We start from the raw sequence: 19,177 nt of genomic DNA on the forward strand, positions 1-19,177 counted from the left end.
GAATCATTATTTTGAATTAGTAAGCAAATAAATTTTTATAGCGGATTATAAGGAGGGTTGTTTTTTGCTATTCAGCCCTCTTTTTTAAAATTTTATTTCATGAACAAGAACATATTTTTAGTGAGTATTATGCTATTGTTTTCAATAATGGCAAAAGCTCAAATTTATAATCCCATCAAGTGGAAACCGAGTGTACAAAAAATATCGGATACTGAATATGAATTGAATATCAAAGCAATTATAGACAATGGCTGGCATTTATACAGTCAGAACGTTGCTGACGGAGGACCAATTCCAACTCATTTTACTTTTCCCAAGAGTCCCGATTTTCAATTACTTGGAGATGTAAAAGAAGAAAAAGGGAAAACGGTTCAGGACCCCGTTTTTAAAATGCCAATTAAGTTTTTTGAAAAAGAAACGACATTTAAACAGCGTATTAAAATCATTGGTTCAAAACCATTTAAAATCAAAAGTGAAGCGGAGTTTATGGTTTGTAATGACGAAAATTGTTTACCGCCAAGTACCGAAGAAATGGAGTTTAATGTTAGCCCGAATACAAGCGTTATTGCAGAAAAAGCGGTAGAAAAAACAGCCACGAATATCGTTGTAAAAGATTCAATAATAGTTGCAGAAACTAAAGAAACTGCCCAGGATGAAGTTCATTCTAAAGAAATTGCAACGCTACAAAAAGAGTTTAGAAAACCACATAAAAGTGGTGATTCAAAAAGTTTTTTAGGCATTTTTATACTTGCATTTTTATCAGGATTCGCAGCTTTGCTAACGCCTTGCGTTTTCCCTATGATTCCAATGACGGTAAGTTATTTTACCAAGCAAAGTAAAACCAAAGCAGCCGGAATTAGAAATGCTATGATTTATGGGTTTTCAATTGTGGTTATTTATGTGTTATTGGGCTCAATTGTAACGGCTGTTTTTGGTGCCGATTCTTTGAATGCACTTTCTACAAATGTGTGGTTCAACATCATTTTCTTTATTCTATTGATTGTTTTTGCCTGTTCATTTTTAGGCGCTTTCGAAATAATGTTACCAAATGCCATAGCCAACAAAGTAGATTCACAAGCCGATAAAGGGGGGCTTTTAGGTATCTTCTTTATGGCTTTGGCTTTGGCTATTGTATCCTTTTCCTGCACAGGCCCAATTGTTGGGACTTTATTGGTCGAAGCCGCTTCCAAAGGCGGAATCGCACCAATTGTTGGAATGTTAGGATTTTCAATCGCCATTGCATTGCCATTTTCTTTATTTGCGGCTTTTCCGGGTTGGCTAAATGCGTTGCCTAAATCTGGCGGATGGCTAAATACAGTTAAAGTAGTTCTTGGTTTTTTAGAATTGGCTTTAGCCTTTAAATTTTTATCCAATGCCGATTTGGTGCTGCAATTGCATTGGTTGGAAAGAGAAGTTTTTCTAACAATCTGGATTGCCATTTTTGGAGTTTTATCGTTTTATTTATTTGGAAAAATAACTTTGCCACACGATGCTCCATTAAATTATATTTCGGTTGGGCGACTGACTTTCGGGGTATTAGTTTTGAGTTTTACCATTTACCTGATTCCGGGACTTTTTGGAGCACCTCTTAAATTAATCAGCGGATTCCCGCCACCATTACATTACAGCGAATCGCCTGACGGATTTGGAGCTTCTAAAAGTACGGCCGAAATAAAGTCTGCTTTGCCCGAAGGAGCCGAATATGGCGCACAGAATATCATCACTTTTCATGATTATGACAAAGGAATGGAATTTGCAAAAAAAGCCGGAAAACCTGTTTTATTAGATTTTACAGGATATGCCTGCGTCAATTGCAGAAAAATGGAAGAACTCGTTTGGTCTGATCTTAAAGTATTAGGAGCTTTAAAAAACGATCTGATTCTGATTTCGCTGTATGTTGATGACAAAAAAGAATTGCCTGAAAATGAGCAATATGTTTCGGAAACAACGGGTAAGAAAATTAAAACCATTGGTAACAAATGGAGCGATTTACAAATTAAAACTTATAAGGCAAATGCACAGCCTTTTTATGTAGTTGTAGATCATAATAAGACAAAATTAAACGAGCCTTCAGCGTACAATCCTGACGTTGAAAATTATTACAATTGGTTAAATACAGGAATTAAAAACTTTAAATACAAGCTGTTTAAGCGTAGATTGAAAGTTGTTTAGAAAAAAGAAGAAAGAAGTGCTAAATTGAATTATTTGGCACTTTTTTTAGTTTTAGATCTTGATTAAAGGTTCTGTCGTATTTTAAAAGATTAAGTTTACTTAAACCTATTTCTAATTTACGGATAGTAGTCTTTCTTTAGAATTTTATCTTTAAATTTGAATAGCAAGTAAAATATAAAAATCAAGTATGAGTCAATCGCAAAATGTCACTGATTATCCAAATAATAATACCATTTTCATGGTATGGAAATTTAAAAATGAGGCTAATATAAAGTCTGTATTTGAGAAACTTTGTGCATTAGTAAGCAATTTAAATAATTCGTATACCATAAGAATCCCCGACGGACGAACCAGCTGTGTAATGGGTGTTGGACATGATGCCTGGATAAAGCTTGGTTTACCAACGCCTTTACCTAAGGAATTAGTGAATTTTGAACCCATTGTTGGCGTAAAACATACTGCAAAATCTACTGCCGGTGATCTTCATTTTCATTTAAGAGCCCAAAATGCAGCGATTTGTTTTGATATGGCAATGGCTATTTCGAAGGTTTTAGAAGCTGTAGCAGAATGCCTTGAAGAAGTTCACGGATTCAGGTATTGGGATGGTCGTTCTATCATTGGTTTTGTAGACGGTACCGAAAATCCGATAGGCGAGGAACGAGATTTTTTTGGTGTAATAGGAGACGAAGATCCTGCATACAAAGGAGGAAGTTATTTGTTTGTTCAGAAATACTTTCACAACATGAAAAACTGGGAAAACCTGTCTACCGAAGATCAGGAAAAAGTAATTGGAAGATCTAAAATGAACGATATAGAAATGGCTGATGATGTGAAACCAACAAATTCTCATAGCGCTCTTACCGCCATTACAGACGAAAATGGTAATGATCTTAAAATTGTAAGAGATAATATGCCTTTTGGAAATCCTTCAAAAGGAGAAGTCGGAACGTACTTTATTGCTTATGCGAGTAAATTTAGCACTACAAAAAAGATGCTTGAAAACATGTTCATAGGAAACCCAGCAGGTAATTATGATCGAATTTTAGATTTTAGTACAGCACAAACCGGAACATTGTTTTTTGTACCTACGTTAGATTTATTAGATGACTACTCCGCTGATGCTTAAATTGTTTTAAGAATTAAGGAGCAACAAAATAAAAAGATGAACAACTAACCAAGCAAATTTATGGAGATTGAAACCACGATCACGATCATAGAAGAAAATGTTCATCACTTTTTATTAGATCTGAAAAAAGAAGGACAAGGAGAAGAGGAGGCAGGCTTAATTATCCAGAAGTATATAAAAGAAGGGAAAATAAGCGATGAAGAAGAAAATATCCTTAAAACACAACTTTGTGATTCGTTCAAGATAATTGGTATTGGTATTCCTTTTTTATTGATTCCGGGAGCTTCTGTTTTAATGCCAATATTGATAAAAGTAGCCAGTAAATATAACATTGAATTGATGCCTTCAGCATTTAATAATCCAGAGTAAAATAATACGGTGGGCATAAAATTTTAACACATAGAAACATAGACTTTTGATCTTCACATACTTTGACGCTGGCTCATCTGTATTTTGTTTTTTTGTTAAATCACGCACAATCCCGATAGCCATCGGGATTGCGCGTGATTAATTTTATTCTCTAAAAGCTTAATTTAATGACATTACTTATAATTATACCCGTACAATCAAATTACAATTGATTTATTCGGTCATAAATTGTGCTATCGTGTTTTTTAATTTTAATCTTCACATATTTTGATGCGGGCATATTACTGTCCTTAACCACATTGTTAACCGAAACAAGAACGTTTGTTTCAGGAAAGTAAGTAACTGTATTTCTCTCCGGTATTTGATACGAAACAATGATAAATAAAGGCGCAATTCGTTCGATATCGTCATCATAATTAAACAAATCGACCTTGTCGCCAGATTTAAAACCTGCTTGTTCAATATCTTTTTGATTCATGAATATTACCCTGCGTTCGTTTTTTATACCACGATAGCGATCGTCAAGCCCATAGATTGTGGTATTAAACTGGTCGTGTGTTCGGGTTGTGGCCATCATATACTCGTCAGGAGCAAGTTCGTTGTTTGGTACAGCCGTTAATGTAAAAGGTGCGCGATCTCCAAAATTTTTGGTGATAAATTGTCCCTCTCGTGCGGCATTAGGCAAATAAAAGCCTCCTTTTTGACGCACTTTTGTATTATAATTTTCAAAACCCGGAATACATTTTTCGATATCATCTCTCACAGCATCATAACTATCATGATAACGCTGCCAGTTAATCACTGATTTGCTTCCTAATGTTGCCATTGCCATTTTACAGACAATTTGCGTTTCATTAATAAGATTATCAGATACCGGTTTAAGCATTCCTTTTGAGGATTGTACAACCCCCATCGAATTCTCTGTAGTTATAAACTGAATTTCACCATTCACCATATCAATATCGCTTCGGGATAATGTAGGCAAAATGAGGGCTTCCTGTCCATGAATCAAGTGTGTACGGTTGAGTTTAGTAGAGACGCAAACCGTTAAATTAAGTTTTCTTAAAGCAGTGGCAGTGTAGGTTGTGTCTGGCGTTGCGGATAAAAAATTACCTCCCATACAAAACAATAATTTTATTTTTTCTTCCTGCATAGCTTTAATGGCCCGTACAACATCATAACCGTGTTTACGAGGCGGATTAAAACCATAAAATGCCTGCAGACGATCCAATTGTTCGTCAGTAGGTTTTTCATCAATCATCATGGTTCTGTTTCCCTGCACATTACTGTGACCACGAACTGGGCAAGCTCCTGCTCCGGGTTTTCCAATACTTCCTTTGAGTAATAAAATATTGAGAATTTCCCTGATCATTTCGACGCCGTTTGGCTGTTGTGTAAGTCCCATTCCCCAACAAACTATAATTCGTTTTTTGAAGGCTAATATTTCGGCAGCTTCATAAATTACTTCTTTTGAAACACCTGAAAGCAGGGCAAGATCATCCAGATTATAATCTTCAAACTGTTTCAGAAATGCATCATATCCAGTTGTTTTTTCTTTGATGAAGTCGTAATCAAAGACTTTTCCGGGATTTTTCTTTTCAAATTCAATTAGTATAATTTCGAGAGCTTTTAGCAAAGCCATATCCCCGTTTATTTTTACAGGCAAATAAAGATCTGCCAGTTTAACACCGCTTCCAATAACGCCACTTATTTCCTGCGGATTTCTAAATCCCATTAAACCTGCTTCGGGCAAAGGATTAATAGCAATAATTTTTGCACCGTTCTTTTTACCTCTCGATAGTGCGCTCATCATTCTGGGTGCATTGGTTCCCGGGTTTTGCCCAATAATTACGATCACATCGGTATCATAAAAATCATCGAGTGTTACAGTACCTTTTCCAATTCCAATTGTTGGTCTTAAAGCAGATCCGGAAGTTTCGTGGCACATATTTGAGCAATCCGGCATATTATTAGTACCGTATTCTTTTGCAAAAAGCTGATACAGAAAAGAGGTTTCATTACCTGTTCTTCCCGAGGTATAAAAAGCCGCCTGATCCGGAGATTCCAGTGCGTTAAGATGTTCGGCTATTTTTTTGAAGGCATCATCCCAACTTATGGGCTCGTAATGTGTCCCATTTTTAGGCAAATACATCGGATCAGTCAGTCGTCCCATTTTGCCAATCTGATAATCATCTAATTTAGCAAGATCATAAACGGAATTTTCTTTAAAAAACTCGGCTGTAACTTTTTTGGTAGTTGCTTCTTCTGCCAATGCTTTAGCACCATTTTCGCAATATTCGCCAAGCGGAGAACGTTCATCATCAGGATCAGGCCACGCACAACTTGGACAGTCAAAACCACCAACCTGATTCATCTTAAATAGCGCTTGTGTTCCTCTAACAAGAGTTTTTTCTTCGATAAGATCACTAAAAGCCGCCATAACAGCAGGAATACCTGCAGCCCAATCTTCGACTTTTGTTAATTTCAGGTCTAAAAGTCTGTATGGATTTTCGGCGTCAGGTAGTTTTTTATTATCCGTATTTTTGTCGTGTTGATCCTCTTTCATGGCTTTTTTATTTAATTAGCACGTTAACAGAATGATGATTTTTGTTCTTTTTTAATTCTTAATCGGTTTAATCCTGATAAGAAGTTTGTATGACTACATCGTCACAAGAATTGTAGATATTGAATCGATCTTCTTTGAGAAAACCTAAAAGTGTCATATTAAATTCGACGGCTAATTCTACCGCAAGACTTGATGGAGCACCAATTGCCGCAACAACTGATATACCTGCCATAGCCGCTTTTTGAATTAGCTCAAAACTGGCTCTTCCGCTAAGAAGCAAAATATGTTTGTTTAATGACAACAGGTCAGATGTCAAAGCAGCACCAATTAATTTATCCAGAGCATTATGTCTTCCTACATCTTCCTGTAAAAGGATAAGATCTCCTTCAGCGGAAAATAAACCAGAAGCATGAATACCGCCTGTACTGGCAAAATCACTTTGAGCTATTCTTAATTTTTGAGGCAATTGATATAATACATCCAAAGAAATATTTAACCTTGGTCTGTTTATAGTACTAAATGAACTAACGGTTTTTATAGATTCGATAGAACCTTTTCCGCAAACGCCACAACTGGAAGTGGTATAAAAATTTCGGTCCGCTTGCATTAAATGAGGAACAAAGTCTTCTTTAAGTTCGACCTGAATACTGTTTTTCTTTTGTTTTGTGCATCCTGTTTGTAAATGGCTGACCTCTTTTACAACTTGGTAAGATGAAATGATTCCTTCAGTAAATAAAAAACCTACTGCAAGTTCCGGATCATTGCCGGGAGTGCGCATTGTTACCGATATGTTTTTTTGTATCCTTTGATTTTCAGATCCGTATAGGATTTTGATTTCCAAAGGTTCTTCGACAGAAAGAATATCTGATACTGCCGAACTTTTAAAACCAGCGACTTTTTCAATTAGTACTTCCTTAACGGAAACTAATTCCAGATTATTCATTTCCATGTAAGTTGATTATAAAAAGAGAAGTAAATTTAAGAAAATAAATGATTAAAAAAGATATCTTACTTCTTATAATTGAATGCTATACGGAACAAATATTAGGAGTCTTTTTTCTTCAAAATTCTTCCTCTGGGTTCGTCACCTTCATGAAGTACAATATCAGAATGTAGAAACTGTGCGGCTTCTGCTGAATCTTTTACTTTGGTAGCGCTGCGTTCTAACATTTCTGATTCATACTCTGTTAAAACACTTTTCCGTATTCCAATTTCCCTCCATTGAGAGGAAGGTCTGCAGCCTCTTACTATTTTTCGAGCCAGTTTCAAAGCATCCAGCAACGCCTGATTTGCACCCTGTCCTTTAAACGGACTCATTGGATGTGCTGCATCGCCAATTAGCGTTGTTTTTCCGGCTTTCTCCAATAATTCTGATTGTAGTAATTCGCGGTCATATACAGGATATCCTGAAATTTGAGCTTCCTGAGTTGCTGATAAAATCTGTGGAATAGGATCATGCCATTGTGTTCTGCGACAAGCTTCTTCTTTGAGTGCCTTAGGGCCTTTGGCGCTTAAGGCTTTAGCTTCTTCTTCGGACATTGGAAAACTAAGCTGCCACATCACAGAATCTGCTGTGTAAGGCATTATATAAATTCGCTCATTGCCATTGGCAGTTTGAAAAACAGTAGCGGAATCGAGTAAAGAATTGTCAAGATTTTCAAGAGCATTCAAGGGACAAATTCCTAAGATTACGATACAATCCAGATAACGCAAAGGAGAAATATCCTCACCAATTATTAATTTTCGTACCGTGCTTCGAATGCCGTCTGCACCAACTATAAGATCGGCTTTGGTGGTTTTTACTTCACCATTTACCTGAAAGTTTAATTCGACACCTTTATCTCCAAGATCTTTAAAATCGATTAATTGATGTCCCCATTGTACAGCATCGTGTCCGCCAAGCTGTTCAAGTAATGCTAAGCGCAAAGATTGACGTGCAATATGCATATTAGAACGTTTTGTAGAGGTCTTCTCTTCGGATTGTATCCATTTTCTGATTCCCCATTCTCCAATTACTTTTCCCTCGGTAGTATGAACCAAATGTCTTGTCGAAATAACACGATCTTTCAGTGAAAAAATACCCAATCCTTCGATGGCTTTACTAGCCTGTTGCAAAGTAAGTCCATAACCCTGAGATCTGGCATCAAAACTAGTATCGCGTTCATAAATCGTAAAAGGAATTTTTCGGTGTAAACAAGCTATAGCCAGAGCTGTACCGCCAATTCCACCACCAATAATAGCAACGTGTGGATAGTTTTCATTGTCGGCAACAGGAGGTTCTGCAGCAGGAATCAATCCGGAAGCGGAACATTTTAAACAGATATGCTGATGTCCTTTTGGAGGAACAGGAGGTATTCCTTCACCATTGGTTTGTTCAAATTGCTCTAAGGCTTTCTGATAGCGAAGTCGTGCTTTATTGGTAATTCCCCGACTTTTTTTACCGCGTCCCAGACAGTCTTCGCAAATCGTCCAGTTTGTTTCTTTATTTTCTACTTTTTTCACTTCGATTTTTTACTTGATATTGACTTGTATCCTGGCTGGATAAATCAATCATTATTAGAGATTGATTCAATGGGATAAAAAGACATAAAAAAATGCTGGATTTTTAGCTTTAGCATTCTTTATGAATGATTGCAAAAATACAATTTTCAAACCATTTTAGGTGAGATTTAAAGAAATTGGATAGGAGTGATGGCTTTCACGCAGATTTAAAAAGATTTAAGCAGATCTGCACAGATTATAATTAAAATAAATCTGCTCCCGATAGCTATTGGGCGCAAAATCGCAAAGTTTATCCCATTTTCTTTGTGGCAGTTAAAATATGCGGTGAATTTCAACAAGAGTTTTTCACGCAGATTTAAAAAGATTTAAGCAGATCTACGCAGATTATAATTAAAATAAATCTGCTAAAATCTGTATAATCTGCGTGAAACAAAATCTTTTTAATCTGTACATCCCGATAGCTATCGGGAGTGGCAAAAAAACTTGGCGATTTTGCGTCTCCTGCGAAAAAAAGATTAAGTATAATTCGCTAAAAAAAGCTTAATTTAATGACATTGTACATAGAAACATTAATAATACATCCAACAGGATATTAGTTAAGCATAAAAATTATCTAGACTGATAATTCAAATAAACTTACTGCTGCATTATGATAATGTTCTGGCAGTTCGCTGGTGTCTTTTAAGTCAAATAAACCTAAAAAATCGAAACCTAGTTTTTTATAATGGCTAATCAATCCTAAATTTTCACCTACAGTATCTAATCGGATGAATTTTTTGTTGTTTTCCTGAGCGTATTCTTTAGCCCATTTTATGATAATAGCGACTAAGTTTTGTCCTCTAAAGGATGGATTTGTAGCGATACGATGAATGTATATTGAAAAGTTATTGTCTTTATCTTCCCAAATTTGCGGATCATTATAGGTTAATGTCCAGATACAGGCTATTTCATTATCAATAACAATTTTATACTGGCGTTTTTCATTAATGTCGGTTTCAATAAGATTGTGACTGAATACTGGCCAGATTGTGGATAATTTTATTTTTTGATATTGTCGTGCTACTTCATAAAGTTCAGCAATTTTTTCAATATCGGCTAGGGTACAATTTGTTATCTGCATTGTTATAAAATTTAGTTTAAAGAGTGTTTTTAATATAGGATGCTAAGTCTTTTTCTGCGGTATTATTGCTTTGTTCAAGTTCCTGTATAATTCTTTTTCTTTCAATTTCTGATTTGTTCTGACTGAGTTTTTTTTGTCCTTGTAAATCAGAGACTTCAAGTTCAAAAGCAACTATGCCTTTTATCATTCCTTTTTTGAATTTATCAGAAAGAGTGTTCCATTGTTTCATATAATCTTTATCATAGAACTGGATCATTTGTTCTAAGGCTTTAATTTTAGAATCTTCATCTGTTATGATTTTTGCTTTTCCGTAAGCGTGTACCGTGATATAATCCCAGGTAGGAACACTTTGTTCCTTATCATAATGCGAAGGAGAAATATAAGCATGAGGTTCAGAAAAAATTACCAAAGACGTATTTGCTTCGATGTATTTAGTTTGTTCATTAGCTGCTGCAAAATGGGCGCTTAATATTAATTTACCGGAGCGTTCATCAATTATAAAAGGCAGTTGTGTCGCAATCGGAACATTGTCTTTGTTTGTAATTATGGTTGCAAAACTGTATTGTTTCATAAAAGCAATTTTATCAGTTTCGCTTTCGAATTTAAACATATTAGGTATAAACATATTGTATTATTTTAGAGTTAATTGTAGCTTTTGGCTGGTTCTGCTTTTTTGGAGAACTTCTTAGTTCCGGCTACGCAAAGCACAACGCCTGCGGTAACTCCTAACATGCCAATACTCACTTTTTCGTGTAATAATGTTGAGGCTAATGCCAAGCCAAAAAGCGGCTGCAGTAATTGTAATTGCCCTACAGTTGCGATTCCGCCTTGAGCAAGTCCGCGATACCAGAATATAAAACCAATGAACATACTAAATAGCGAAACGTAGCCTAAACTTATCCACGCAGTTGTTTTTATTTCTGAAAACGATTCCGGCTGAAGCAAAAAAGTGAGGGGAATCATAAGAGGCAAGGACAACACAAGCGACCAGGAAATTACCTGCCATCCGCCTAATGTTTTTGAAAGTTTTGCGCCTTCGGCATATCCAAGTCCGCATAAAATAACTGCTAATAACATAAAGAGATCACCAATTGGCGAAGCAGTGAGTCCTTGAGAAATGGCAAATCCAACTACTATAAGACTTCCAATAACAGAGAAGAGCCAAAATATTCGGGGCGGACGTTCTCCACCTCTGATTATGCCAAATATAGCGGTACATAAAGGCAAGATTCCCACGAAAACTATCGAGTGGGCAGAAGTAATATATTGTAACGCCAAAGCTGAGAGTAGAGGAAAACCGATCACGACGCCTAATGAAACAATAATTAACGGGAATATTTGTTTTTGCGTTGGTCGTTTTTCTTTAGAAAGTACTAAAAGACAAAGGGCAAGCAAACCCGCAATAGCTGCTCGGGCAACGGTTAAAAATTGTGGATTAAAATCTGAAACGGCAATTCGGGTTGCTGGCAAAGATCCGCTGAATATTACTACACCAATAAAGCCGTTTATCCATCCGCCTGATGTGTTTTCTACTGAATTATTAATGTTGGTGTTTTTCATGGTTTAATTTATATCTGAACAAAATTATGAAGGAGTAAAAATTAAGCACAGTATCAATTTTGTATATTTGCATGGATACAGTTTAAAATGTAAATAATGAGTAAGACCTTTAAGTATATTGAAATTGCAAACGGAATTGCATTTCAAATTAGAAATGGAGTTTTAAAATCAGGGGATAAATTGCCATCTGTAAGAGCATTGTGTCAGGATCATGGCATTAGTATGAATACGGCAAAACGGGTTTTTTGGGAATTGGAAGCACAATCTTTAGTAGAATCAAGACCGCAATCGGGATTTCTGGTGAGCAAGTTAACGTACTTAAATTTACCGCTGTCAGAAGTAAGTAGTCCTTCTCTTGTAGCAAATAATAATGAACCTGATGAGTTGATTACCAAAGTTTATTCAAACATGGGACGTGAAGATCTTACGTTGTTTTCTATTGGTATTCCTTCGGGAAATTTATTGCCGGTTGCCAAGTTAAAAAAGGAGATTGTTTATGCTACCCGTGAATTAAAAGAGGGTGGTACCGAATATGAACCTTTGCAGGGCAATGTTAAATTAAGAAGGATGGTTGCTGTAAGATCTCTGGCGTGGGGCGGAAATTTACATGAAAATGATCTGATCACTACAAGTGGAGGAATGAATTCTTTGTCTTTTTGTTTAATGGCTTTAGGAAAACCAGGGGACACGATTGCAATAGAAAGTCCTTGTTATCCGGGTATTTTGCAACTTGCCATTAGTTTAGGGTTAAAAGTGTTAGAATTACCGACACATCCAACAAAAGGAATAGAACTGGAGGTATTAAAAGCAGTTGTTTCAAAAATCAATCTTTGTTTGTTGATTCCAAATTTTAATACGCCTTTAGGAAGTTGCATGTCTGATGAAAACAAAAAAGAGGTTGTAAGAATCCTGTCAAAGAATAATATACCTCTAATTGAAGATGATATTTATGGCGATTTGTATTTTGGTTCACAGCGCCCAAAATGCTGTAAATCTTTTGATACTGATGGTAACGTTTTGTGGTGTAGTTCTGTATCCAAGACTTTAGCACCGGGATTTCGTGTTGGTTGGATTGCTCCGGGAAAATACAAAGACAAAATATTGAAATTAAAACTCGTACATTCCATATCTTCGACTTCTATTATTCAGGAAGCAGTTGGTAATTTCTTAAAAACAGGAAGATATGAAAATCATTTGAATCACCTTCGTCGGACCTTACAGCAAAACTATCAAAATTATGTTGAGGCAATAGCGGAATATTTTCCGGAAGGAACCAAAACGAGCCGGCCACAAGGGGGACTTGCGATTTGGGTGGAGTTTAATAAAAATATTGATACTGTTGAATTGTATGATTTGGCTATAAAACACGGCATAAGTATTTCTCCGGGTCGAATGTTTACTTTACAAAATCAGTTTGAAAATTGTATGCGCCTTAGTATTGGTTTACCATGGACGGACGAACTTAGGTTAAAACTGAAAGAATTGGGAGATTTGGCAAAAACACTTTCATAAATTATTTAGGTACTATTTTTTGCCTTCTATTGCTAGAAAAAAGAACTTATCATTGTTATACTAAGCGAACTAACAATTTTTTCCAATGTTTGATTTGGATGAATAAGAAGAAAGTCTCTTAGATTTTGAATATTAGTTAGGTTGTGTTAAGATGCTGTAAAAGAGTGGTGTAAGTGGTTATTTTGTAATTTTTGATAAAAGTTAAGACGTAAAAAAAAATATGAGTTGATTTTTTATAGATTTGTAGAATCTATGTACTCCCAAAAAATAGTTGGGAAACAAATGTAAAATCTAAAGACAATGAAATCTGTTAACTCAATATTTTTATTTTTCATTTTTAGTTGTTCTGCCACTTATGCACAATTGAGTTCTGATCAAATATTTGACAGCTTTAAACAAGGAGAACGTACAAATTGTTCATCGATTGCTTTAATTAAAGCTTCTTTAAATATTTATGGATTAGACAACCTTTTTGTGACTGAAAAATTAAACGACAGTTTGCAAAAAATAACACTAAAAAATAACGCTTCCTTTAATCTGAAAAAAGAAGAGTTAGATAAAGCGAAATTTTCTGCCGGTTTTGTATTTATAAAAGACAATTGTGAGAGCGAAGAAATTACTGAATATGCAATATTAGCTTATGCTGTGATGGCAAAATACAAGCAGATTGTTGATAATGAATCTACTTTTGCCAGAGCATTAGAAGATTTAGAAGATGGCGAAGTATATACCCCAACAATTTATAAATATTTAGGATTCGAAAAAGGCAAACAGATAGAAAAGCTAAAGCGAGAATCAGGAAATGAATTTTGTGGAGTAGTTGCATGGTCAACAGCACATGCCGTTTTTGTTTGCGAAGAGTTTATGGATTATTATGGTAATAAAAAGAGTATATGGATAAAAAAATATCCAGGACGTTTTAGAATAATCAAATCGGAAGAAGGAAAAAACAGCTATAAAACTTCGGGGCTTTCTAAAGATACCCTTACTTATGATGGCGCGATAGAATAGTACAAAACCAATTGTTAAATTTTTTTCAAAAAAAAGAAATCAATAAAGTTGTAATTTAAGTTAATTTATATATTTTTGTTTCATTAACAACCCCAACTACATTATGAAAATTAAGAGTAAGATTATTATACTAAGTGCCCTTTTCTTTTTGACAACTGGCGCTATTTCAGCACAGGCAAAAAATGCTCCAAGAAGTATCATCAGTACAACAGCTTTAATTCGCAAATACCATGATCAAAAAGAATTGAGCGGTATGCAAAAAGGAGAATTGTTAGAATTATACATTGAGCGTATTAAAGTATTAGTGAAAACTCTTCCTTATATTGCTTTGGTTACAAAACCAGGTGTTACTATGGCAGACTTAGGTATTCCGGACGATAGTGAACACAAAAAAGTATTAGATACTCAGGCAGAAGGTACTACAATTTTCTTAGATACAACAGTTGATTTTCAAAGAAAAATGATGCCATATTCTGATAAAGGAAATTTAATTGCAGCAATTTTATTTTACGAAAGTACATTGAAATCATTACATGAATTCAATGATTTGAACTAATTGAAATAGAAGTAATAGATCATATATAAAAAGCCCATTTCTCACGAAATGGGCTTTTTGTTTGTATGAAGAAGGCAAAGAAAGCCTAAATCTCGATTTCATTTCCCATTAACGGAACACTGCATTTATAACCATAATGCTTCTGAATTTTAATACGTAGCTCATCAGCCGGTAGATTTTCGCCATGCACTAAATAGACACATTTGGGAGTGTTTTTAAGAGCCGAAAGCCAGTTTAAGAGATCTTGCTGGTCTCCATGTGCGGAAAGTCCTTCGATTTGGAATATTTTAGCCCTTACATTATAGTAGTTTCCATATATTTTAATTTCGTCTGCTCCTTCAAGAAGTCTTCTTCCACGTGTGCCTTCTGCCTGATAGCCAACAAAAATAACCGTTGTATTTTCAATGCCAATATAATGTTCAAAATAGGATAATACGCGTCCGCCTGTCACCATACCACTTGCAGCAATGACCACTTTGGGCTGTGGATTTGAGATAATACGTGCTGTTTCTTCAAAATTAGAGACAATAGTAAACATTTTAGACATTTGATGGCAATCATCGATCGAAAGTTTGTGCCATTGCATATTTTCTAAAAATACATGAAATGCATTTACTCCCATTGGAGTATCGAGTATGTAGGGAATATCTGGGATTTTGCCTTCGGTTTTTAACTGCCATAATAAATACATTATCGATTGTGCTCTCTCTACGGCAAAGCCGGGAATAATCACGGTTCCTTTCTGTTTTATAGTATTGTTTATATGCGTTTCCAGTTCTTTCTTTACATCTAAATCAGGATGAAGTCGGTCTCCATAAGTGCTTTCCAAAAAGAGATAATCTGCCATAGTGGGTTTTGTTGGCGGAAACATCAATACATCGTCATCTCGCCCTATATCGCCTGAGAAAACTAACGTTTTACCCTCGAGAGTTAGTGTAATACTGCAGGCACCTATGATATGTCCAGCATTTTCAAAAACAGCTGTGATATCATCTGTGATTGCTACAGATGTATTTGGCGGGATAATTTTAAAAAACGGAGTAACAGCCTCAGCTTGCTGTACTGTATAGAGTGGCTCCGGGTGCGTATGTTTAGAATAAGATTCTTCGTTAGCTCTATTGGCTTCTTCTTCCTGAATTTTAGCACTATCCAAAAGAACCAATTTGGCTATTGATTTGGTTGGACCGGTACAGTATATTTTACCATTAAATCCTTGAGAAACGAGTAGGGGCAGCCAGCCGCAATGATCCAGGTGGCCGTGCGTAAGAAGGACACAGTCTATTGTAGAGGGTAAAATAGGCAATGGATCCCAGTTGAGTTCTCTAAGTGCTTTAAGACCCTGAAAAAGACCACAATCAATCAATATTCTAAAGCCGTTAGTTTCGATGAGGGTTTTTGAACCTGTTACAGTTCCAGCACCTCCTATAAATTTTATTTTCATTTTAAAAATGTTTACAAAGTTGTGAAGCTTCTTTTAGTATATTTTTAATCCGATTATTGCTAAGTCCGATTTTATACAGACTTTGCGAATCGTGAAGAAGATCTTTGACAAGTATTTGATCCAGAATAAGCAATTTTTCTTTTTCAACCATTGATAGTGTTGTAAGACAGGTAATGGGGTAAAGAGAGCCTTTGTCTATTTTATCTTTGAGATTGTTATTCTGTGGATAATCCCAGCTTAAAAGAGAAATTCCGCTGCAATTAGCAAAATCCTGTGCATCTTTTGTAAAACGATTGTTGGTTACTATAATGCAGGAACTAATACTTTCATTATTAGAAAAAATGAGGTGTTGTCTTGCTCTTAGGTCGTTAAAACGAGAAAGAATATACATGGGTACTTTTACATCTGTAGAAGCTTCCCGACTGCCGTGAAACTTACATTCGACCATAGATATCATGTTGTTTTTCAAGATTGCTATGTCAACTTCATGCGATACACACTTTCCTAGCAGCGTTAAATTTATTTTCGTTTTAAATCCATCAGCTTCATACAATCTTGCAATGTATTTTTCAAAGAAAAACCCTGCCGGGCCAAGCAATTGTAAAGCAAGCCTGATGTTGTAACGTGCCGCATGTCCATTTGATGCTTTTTTCAAAAAATCAAAGGCCAGTTTGTATATTTCTTTTGTAGTTATACCGTCATATATTCGCTTTTCTATTTCTGCCAGAGATTCATTTATAAGATCATTACTCGCTCCTGATTTTTCAAGAGAAAGTTTTAGTTTTTCTTTATCGAAAGGTACTTTATGGCCCGAATGTTTCGTTATTTTCATAATAGACAATGAGTTTTACCAGTTGATTTCGTTTAATTTAAAAGAAAAATAGGTTATACCATCAAATAATATTGAATTACATTTGTTGTATCTAATGATGCAAACTTTCTTTATCAGGGCACTGTAATTTGTTCAAGCGGTATGCGGCAGGAATAGCATTTTATTTGGCAATGCTAAGTTTTAAAATTCCATTTTTGTGATAATGAATCTTATTTAGTTGAAACATTTTTCAAGAAGTAAAAAAGAGCAACTAAAGGAATAATCTGTTTATTGTACTAACAAATTTCGGAAAATGTTTTTGATTATTAATGTTTTATGTACTTGAATTTGTATAATAGTGTGAAAACTAAATTCTTATTTTTCGTTAGTTTCTCTTTTTTGCCAAGGAAATCTTCCTTCAATTTCTACTTCAAGTGATAAGCTTAAAAATGTTCTTATTAATACAATTACAGCTAACGAAAGTACACGATCCATTGTTGGTTCGGTAACTACGGTTCCAATGATATCGCCGGCAACCAATATTTCTAATCCTAATAAAATGGCTTTACCAAGTTCTTGTCTCAATATTATATAAGAACGGGTAACTGTTCCTTGCAAAGCCAAAATAAATTTACCCATTGCTAATAGTATTCCTATGATTATTGTAATGATACCGGCTATTTCTATAGCTTTTGCGACATATTCAATATATAGTTTTATTTCTTCCATTTTTCTATAATTAGCTGCTTATACAAATTTAGGCATTTTCAGGACTAAACTCTAATGAGACTTTTTATCAATATAAAGGGTTTTCATTTATTTTAAATGTAATGAGCCTACTTAATTTTCGCTTTGAATTATAAAATACCGCTCAAATTTTAAGTTGAATGGTGATTTTTTTTGTTTAATCTCAAACTAATTTACTGATTTTAAGTTTTAAAGGTAAAAAAAAGATACTTTATTTTTCTTACATCTAATAAAAACAAAAATTAACAAAAGTTGTTGAGCCCAGTCAATAAGTGCTTTTACGTGTGCTCGATAACACTAATTTTATGTGCACGAGCACATTTTTTTAATTTTCATTTTTTTATTAAAAAATAATATATATATTCGTCATCAAATTGTGAATTATATTGTCTTATTTTTAAATTAAAAATGCTAAAAGTACTTTTTTAGCATCATTTTTTATTTTTTTTAAGAAATAACTGTGCCTTCAGCACAGCTGTTTTTTCGCGATTTTATAATAGAAAAGTAAAACAGAATAAACCATCATTTTTTGATGGAAAAACGACTCTCAAAAAGTAGGATAATAATAAAAAGAATGAAGAAGAAATTACTAAATAATTGTTTCATTGTCAAACGTATAAAAATATAATATGGAAGAAATAATTCAGACCGTATTTAAAGATTTTTATCTGGACAAACCAATCCTTGGTTATACAACCATACATAGTGGCTTGATTAATAGTACCTATAAAATTGAGACTGCAGATGCAGATTATATTTTGCAGAAAATGAATCAGGTTGTATTTCCAAACATAAAAGCTTTATTGAATAATAAGATAAAAACCACTCGTTATCTAAACGCAAACGGATTTCCTACTTTGACATTTATTGAAAATAGAGAAGGACGGTTTTATTCCAAACACGGCGAAGCGATTTGGCAGCTTTCAACTTACATTCCGTCAGTGGTTTTGGATCGAATTGATTCGAATGCTGTAGCGAGTCAGGTAGGTACTTATTTGGCTAAGTTTCATACAGCATTGCTCAATTTTCCGGTTTCGGATTTAGAATATACAATTCCGGATTTTCATAATACGATAAAAAGGTTTCATGATTTTGAGCAAAGTATAAAAAAAGCTTCGACAGAAAGACTATCAAAAGCAGAAGCATCAATTGAGTTCTTAAAATCTAATTTCGAAAATATAGAAGACGTTGCCACGGCTATAAATACGGGTATAATACCAATGCGGGTAGTGCACAATGATACCAAGATTATGAATATGCTTTTTGATGAAAATGGAAATATTCTGTGCATCATTGATTTTGATACGGTAATGCCGGGAAGTATTTTTCATGATATTGGCGATGCATTAAGAACAGGTACCAACACTTCTACAGAAGAAGAAAAGGATTTGTCTAAAGTGCGTTTCGATATCGAAATATATGAAGCTTTTATGAAGGCTTATATTGATCAAGCGGCTTCTTTCATGTCAGAAGAAGAAGCGAAAAACATTCATTTAAGTTTACCATTAATTCTTTTTGAGCAAGCCTGCCGTTTTCTGGGCGATTATTTAAACAATGATAGTTATTACACTACAACATACGAAGATCAGAATCTGGTGAGAGCCAAAACGCAAATTAAACTTATGGATAGTGTACAGTTGTATTTGAAAATGAAAATTAACGCATAACAATGGCAAGCCCATTA

At 34.8% G+C, this 19,177-nt stretch carries 16 protein-coding genes; 7 read left to right on the forward strand and 9 right to left on the reverse strand.

Going from position 1 to position 19,177, the window contains the following annotated elements:
- The first annotated feature begins 99 nt into the window (after positions 1-99).
- From LPB88_RS21055 to LPB88_RS21065, 3 genes are all read left to right on the forward strand, one after another.
- The gene (locus LPB88_RS21055) at positions 100-2,172 is read left to right on the forward strand and encodes a cytochrome c biogenesis protein CcdA (RefSeq protein ID WP_230717631.1); all 2,073 of its coding nucleotides are present in this window, start codon (positions 100-102) and stop codon (positions 2,170-2,172) included.
- Positions 2,173-2,359: 187 nt separating this feature from the next.
- The gene (locus LPB88_RS21060; RefSeq protein ID WP_230717632.1) at positions 2,360-3,298 is read left to right on the forward strand and encodes a Dyp-type peroxidase; all 939 of its coding nucleotides are present in this window, start codon (positions 2,360-2,362) and stop codon (positions 3,296-3,298) included.
- A 60-nt stretch (positions 3,299-3,358) separates the two neighbouring features.
- Positions 3,359-3,667, forward strand: a complete 309-nt coding sequence (locus LPB88_RS21065) for a hypothetical protein (RefSeq protein WP_230717633.1) — start codon at positions 3,359-3,361, stop codon at positions 3,665-3,667.
- A gap of 202 nt (positions 3,668-3,869) precedes the next feature.
- Here LPB88_RS21065 and LPB88_RS21070 read toward each other — a convergent pair whose 3' ends face one another.
- The 6 genes from LPB88_RS21070 to LPB88_RS21095 all read right to left on the reverse strand — a co-directional run bounded on the left by LPB88_RS21070 (position 3,870) and on the right by LPB88_RS21095 (position 11,415).
- Positions 3,870-6,233 (reverse strand): FdhF/YdeP family oxidoreductase, encoded by a 2,364-nt coding sequence (locus LPB88_RS21070; RefSeq protein ID WP_230717634.1) that lies wholly within the window; start codon positions 6,231-6,233, stop codon positions 3,870-3,872.
- Positions 6,234-6,300: 67 nt separating this feature from the next.
- Entirely contained in the window at positions 6,301-7,182 is an 882-nt protein-coding gene (fdhD, locus tag LPB88_RS21075; protein WP_230717635.1) for a formate dehydrogenase accessory sulfurtransferase FdhD, read from the reverse strand.
- Positions 7,183-7,277: 95 nt separating this feature from the next.
- Positions 7,278-8,735 (reverse strand): NAD(P)/FAD-dependent oxidoreductase, encoded by a 1,458-nt coding sequence (locus LPB88_RS21080; RefSeq protein ID WP_230717636.1) that lies wholly within the window; start codon positions 8,733-8,735, stop codon positions 7,278-7,280.
- 613 nt (positions 8,736-9,348) lie between these two features.
- On the reverse strand, positions 9,349-9,855 hold the full coding sequence (locus LPB88_RS21085) for a GNAT family N-acetyltransferase (RefSeq protein WP_230717637.1): 507 nt from the start codon (positions 9,853-9,855) through the stop codon (positions 9,349-9,351).
- 16 nt (positions 9,856-9,871) lie between these two features.
- Positions 9,872-10,480 carry an FMN-binding negative transcriptional regulator gene (locus tag LPB88_RS21090; RefSeq protein ID WP_230717638.1) on the reverse strand — a complete coding sequence of 203 codons (609 nt, stop codon included), beginning with the start codon at positions 10,478-10,480 and terminating at the stop codon, positions 9,872-9,874.
- Between the two features lie 17 nt (positions 10,481-10,497).
- Positions 10,498-11,415: a DMT family transporter gene (locus LPB88_RS21095; RefSeq protein WP_230717639.1), complete on the reverse strand. Its 918-nt coding sequence runs from the start codon at positions 11,413-11,415 to the stop codon at positions 10,498-10,500.
- Between the two features lie 96 nt (positions 11,416-11,511).
- On the opposite strand from LPB88_RS21095, the gene LPB88_RS21100 reads away from it, so the two are divergent.
- The 3 genes from LPB88_RS21100 (at position 11,512) to LPB88_RS21110 (ending at position 14,494) form a co-directional block, all read left to right on the forward strand.
- Positions 11,512-12,927, forward strand: a complete 1,416-nt coding sequence (locus LPB88_RS21100) for a PLP-dependent aminotransferase family protein (protein WP_230717640.1) — start codon at positions 11,512-11,514, stop codon at positions 12,925-12,927.
- A gap of 300 nt (positions 12,928-13,227) precedes the next feature.
- On the forward strand, positions 13,228-13,938 hold the full coding sequence (locus LPB88_RS21105) for a hypothetical protein (protein ID WP_230717641.1): 711 nt from the start codon (positions 13,228-13,230) through the stop codon (positions 13,936-13,938).
- Between the two features lie 109 nt (positions 13,939-14,047).
- Positions 14,048-14,494: a hypothetical protein gene (locus LPB88_RS21110; RefSeq protein WP_230717695.1), complete on the forward strand. Its 447-nt coding sequence runs from the start codon at positions 14,048-14,050 to the stop codon at positions 14,492-14,494.
- Between the two features lie 85 nt (positions 14,495-14,579).
- On the opposite strand, the gene LPB88_RS21115 is transcribed toward LPB88_RS21110, so the two are convergent.
- From LPB88_RS21115 to LPB88_RS21125, 3 genes are all read right to left on the reverse strand, one after another.
- On the reverse strand, positions 14,580-15,935 hold the full coding sequence (locus LPB88_RS21115; RefSeq protein WP_230717642.1) for an MBL fold metallo-hydrolase: 1,356 nt from the start codon (positions 15,933-15,935) through the stop codon (positions 14,580-14,582).
- A gap of 1 nt (position 15,936) precedes the next feature.
- On the reverse strand, positions 15,937-16,767 hold the full coding sequence (locus tag LPB88_RS21120; RefSeq protein WP_230717643.1) for an ATP cone domain-containing protein: 831 nt from the start codon (positions 16,765-16,767) through the stop codon (positions 15,937-15,939).
- 354 nt (positions 16,768-17,121) lie between these two features.
- On the reverse strand, positions 17,122-17,475 hold the full coding sequence (locus LPB88_RS21125) for a DUF1622 domain-containing protein (RefSeq protein ID WP_230717644.1): 354 nt from the start codon (positions 17,473-17,475) through the stop codon (positions 17,122-17,124).
- A gap of 647 nt (positions 17,476-18,122) precedes the next feature.
- On the opposite strand from LPB88_RS21125, the gene LPB88_RS21130 reads away from it, so the two are divergent.
- Entirely contained in the window at positions 18,123-19,160 is a 1,038-nt protein-coding gene (locus LPB88_RS21130; RefSeq protein WP_230717645.1) for a phosphotransferase enzyme family protein, read from the forward strand.
- The last annotated feature ends 17 nt before the right edge of the window (positions 19,161-19,177 follow it).

Source organism: Flavobacterium sp. JAS, assembly GCF_020991455.1.
GTDB lineage: Bacteria > Bacteroidota > Bacteroidia > Flavobacteriales > Flavobacteriaceae > Flavobacterium.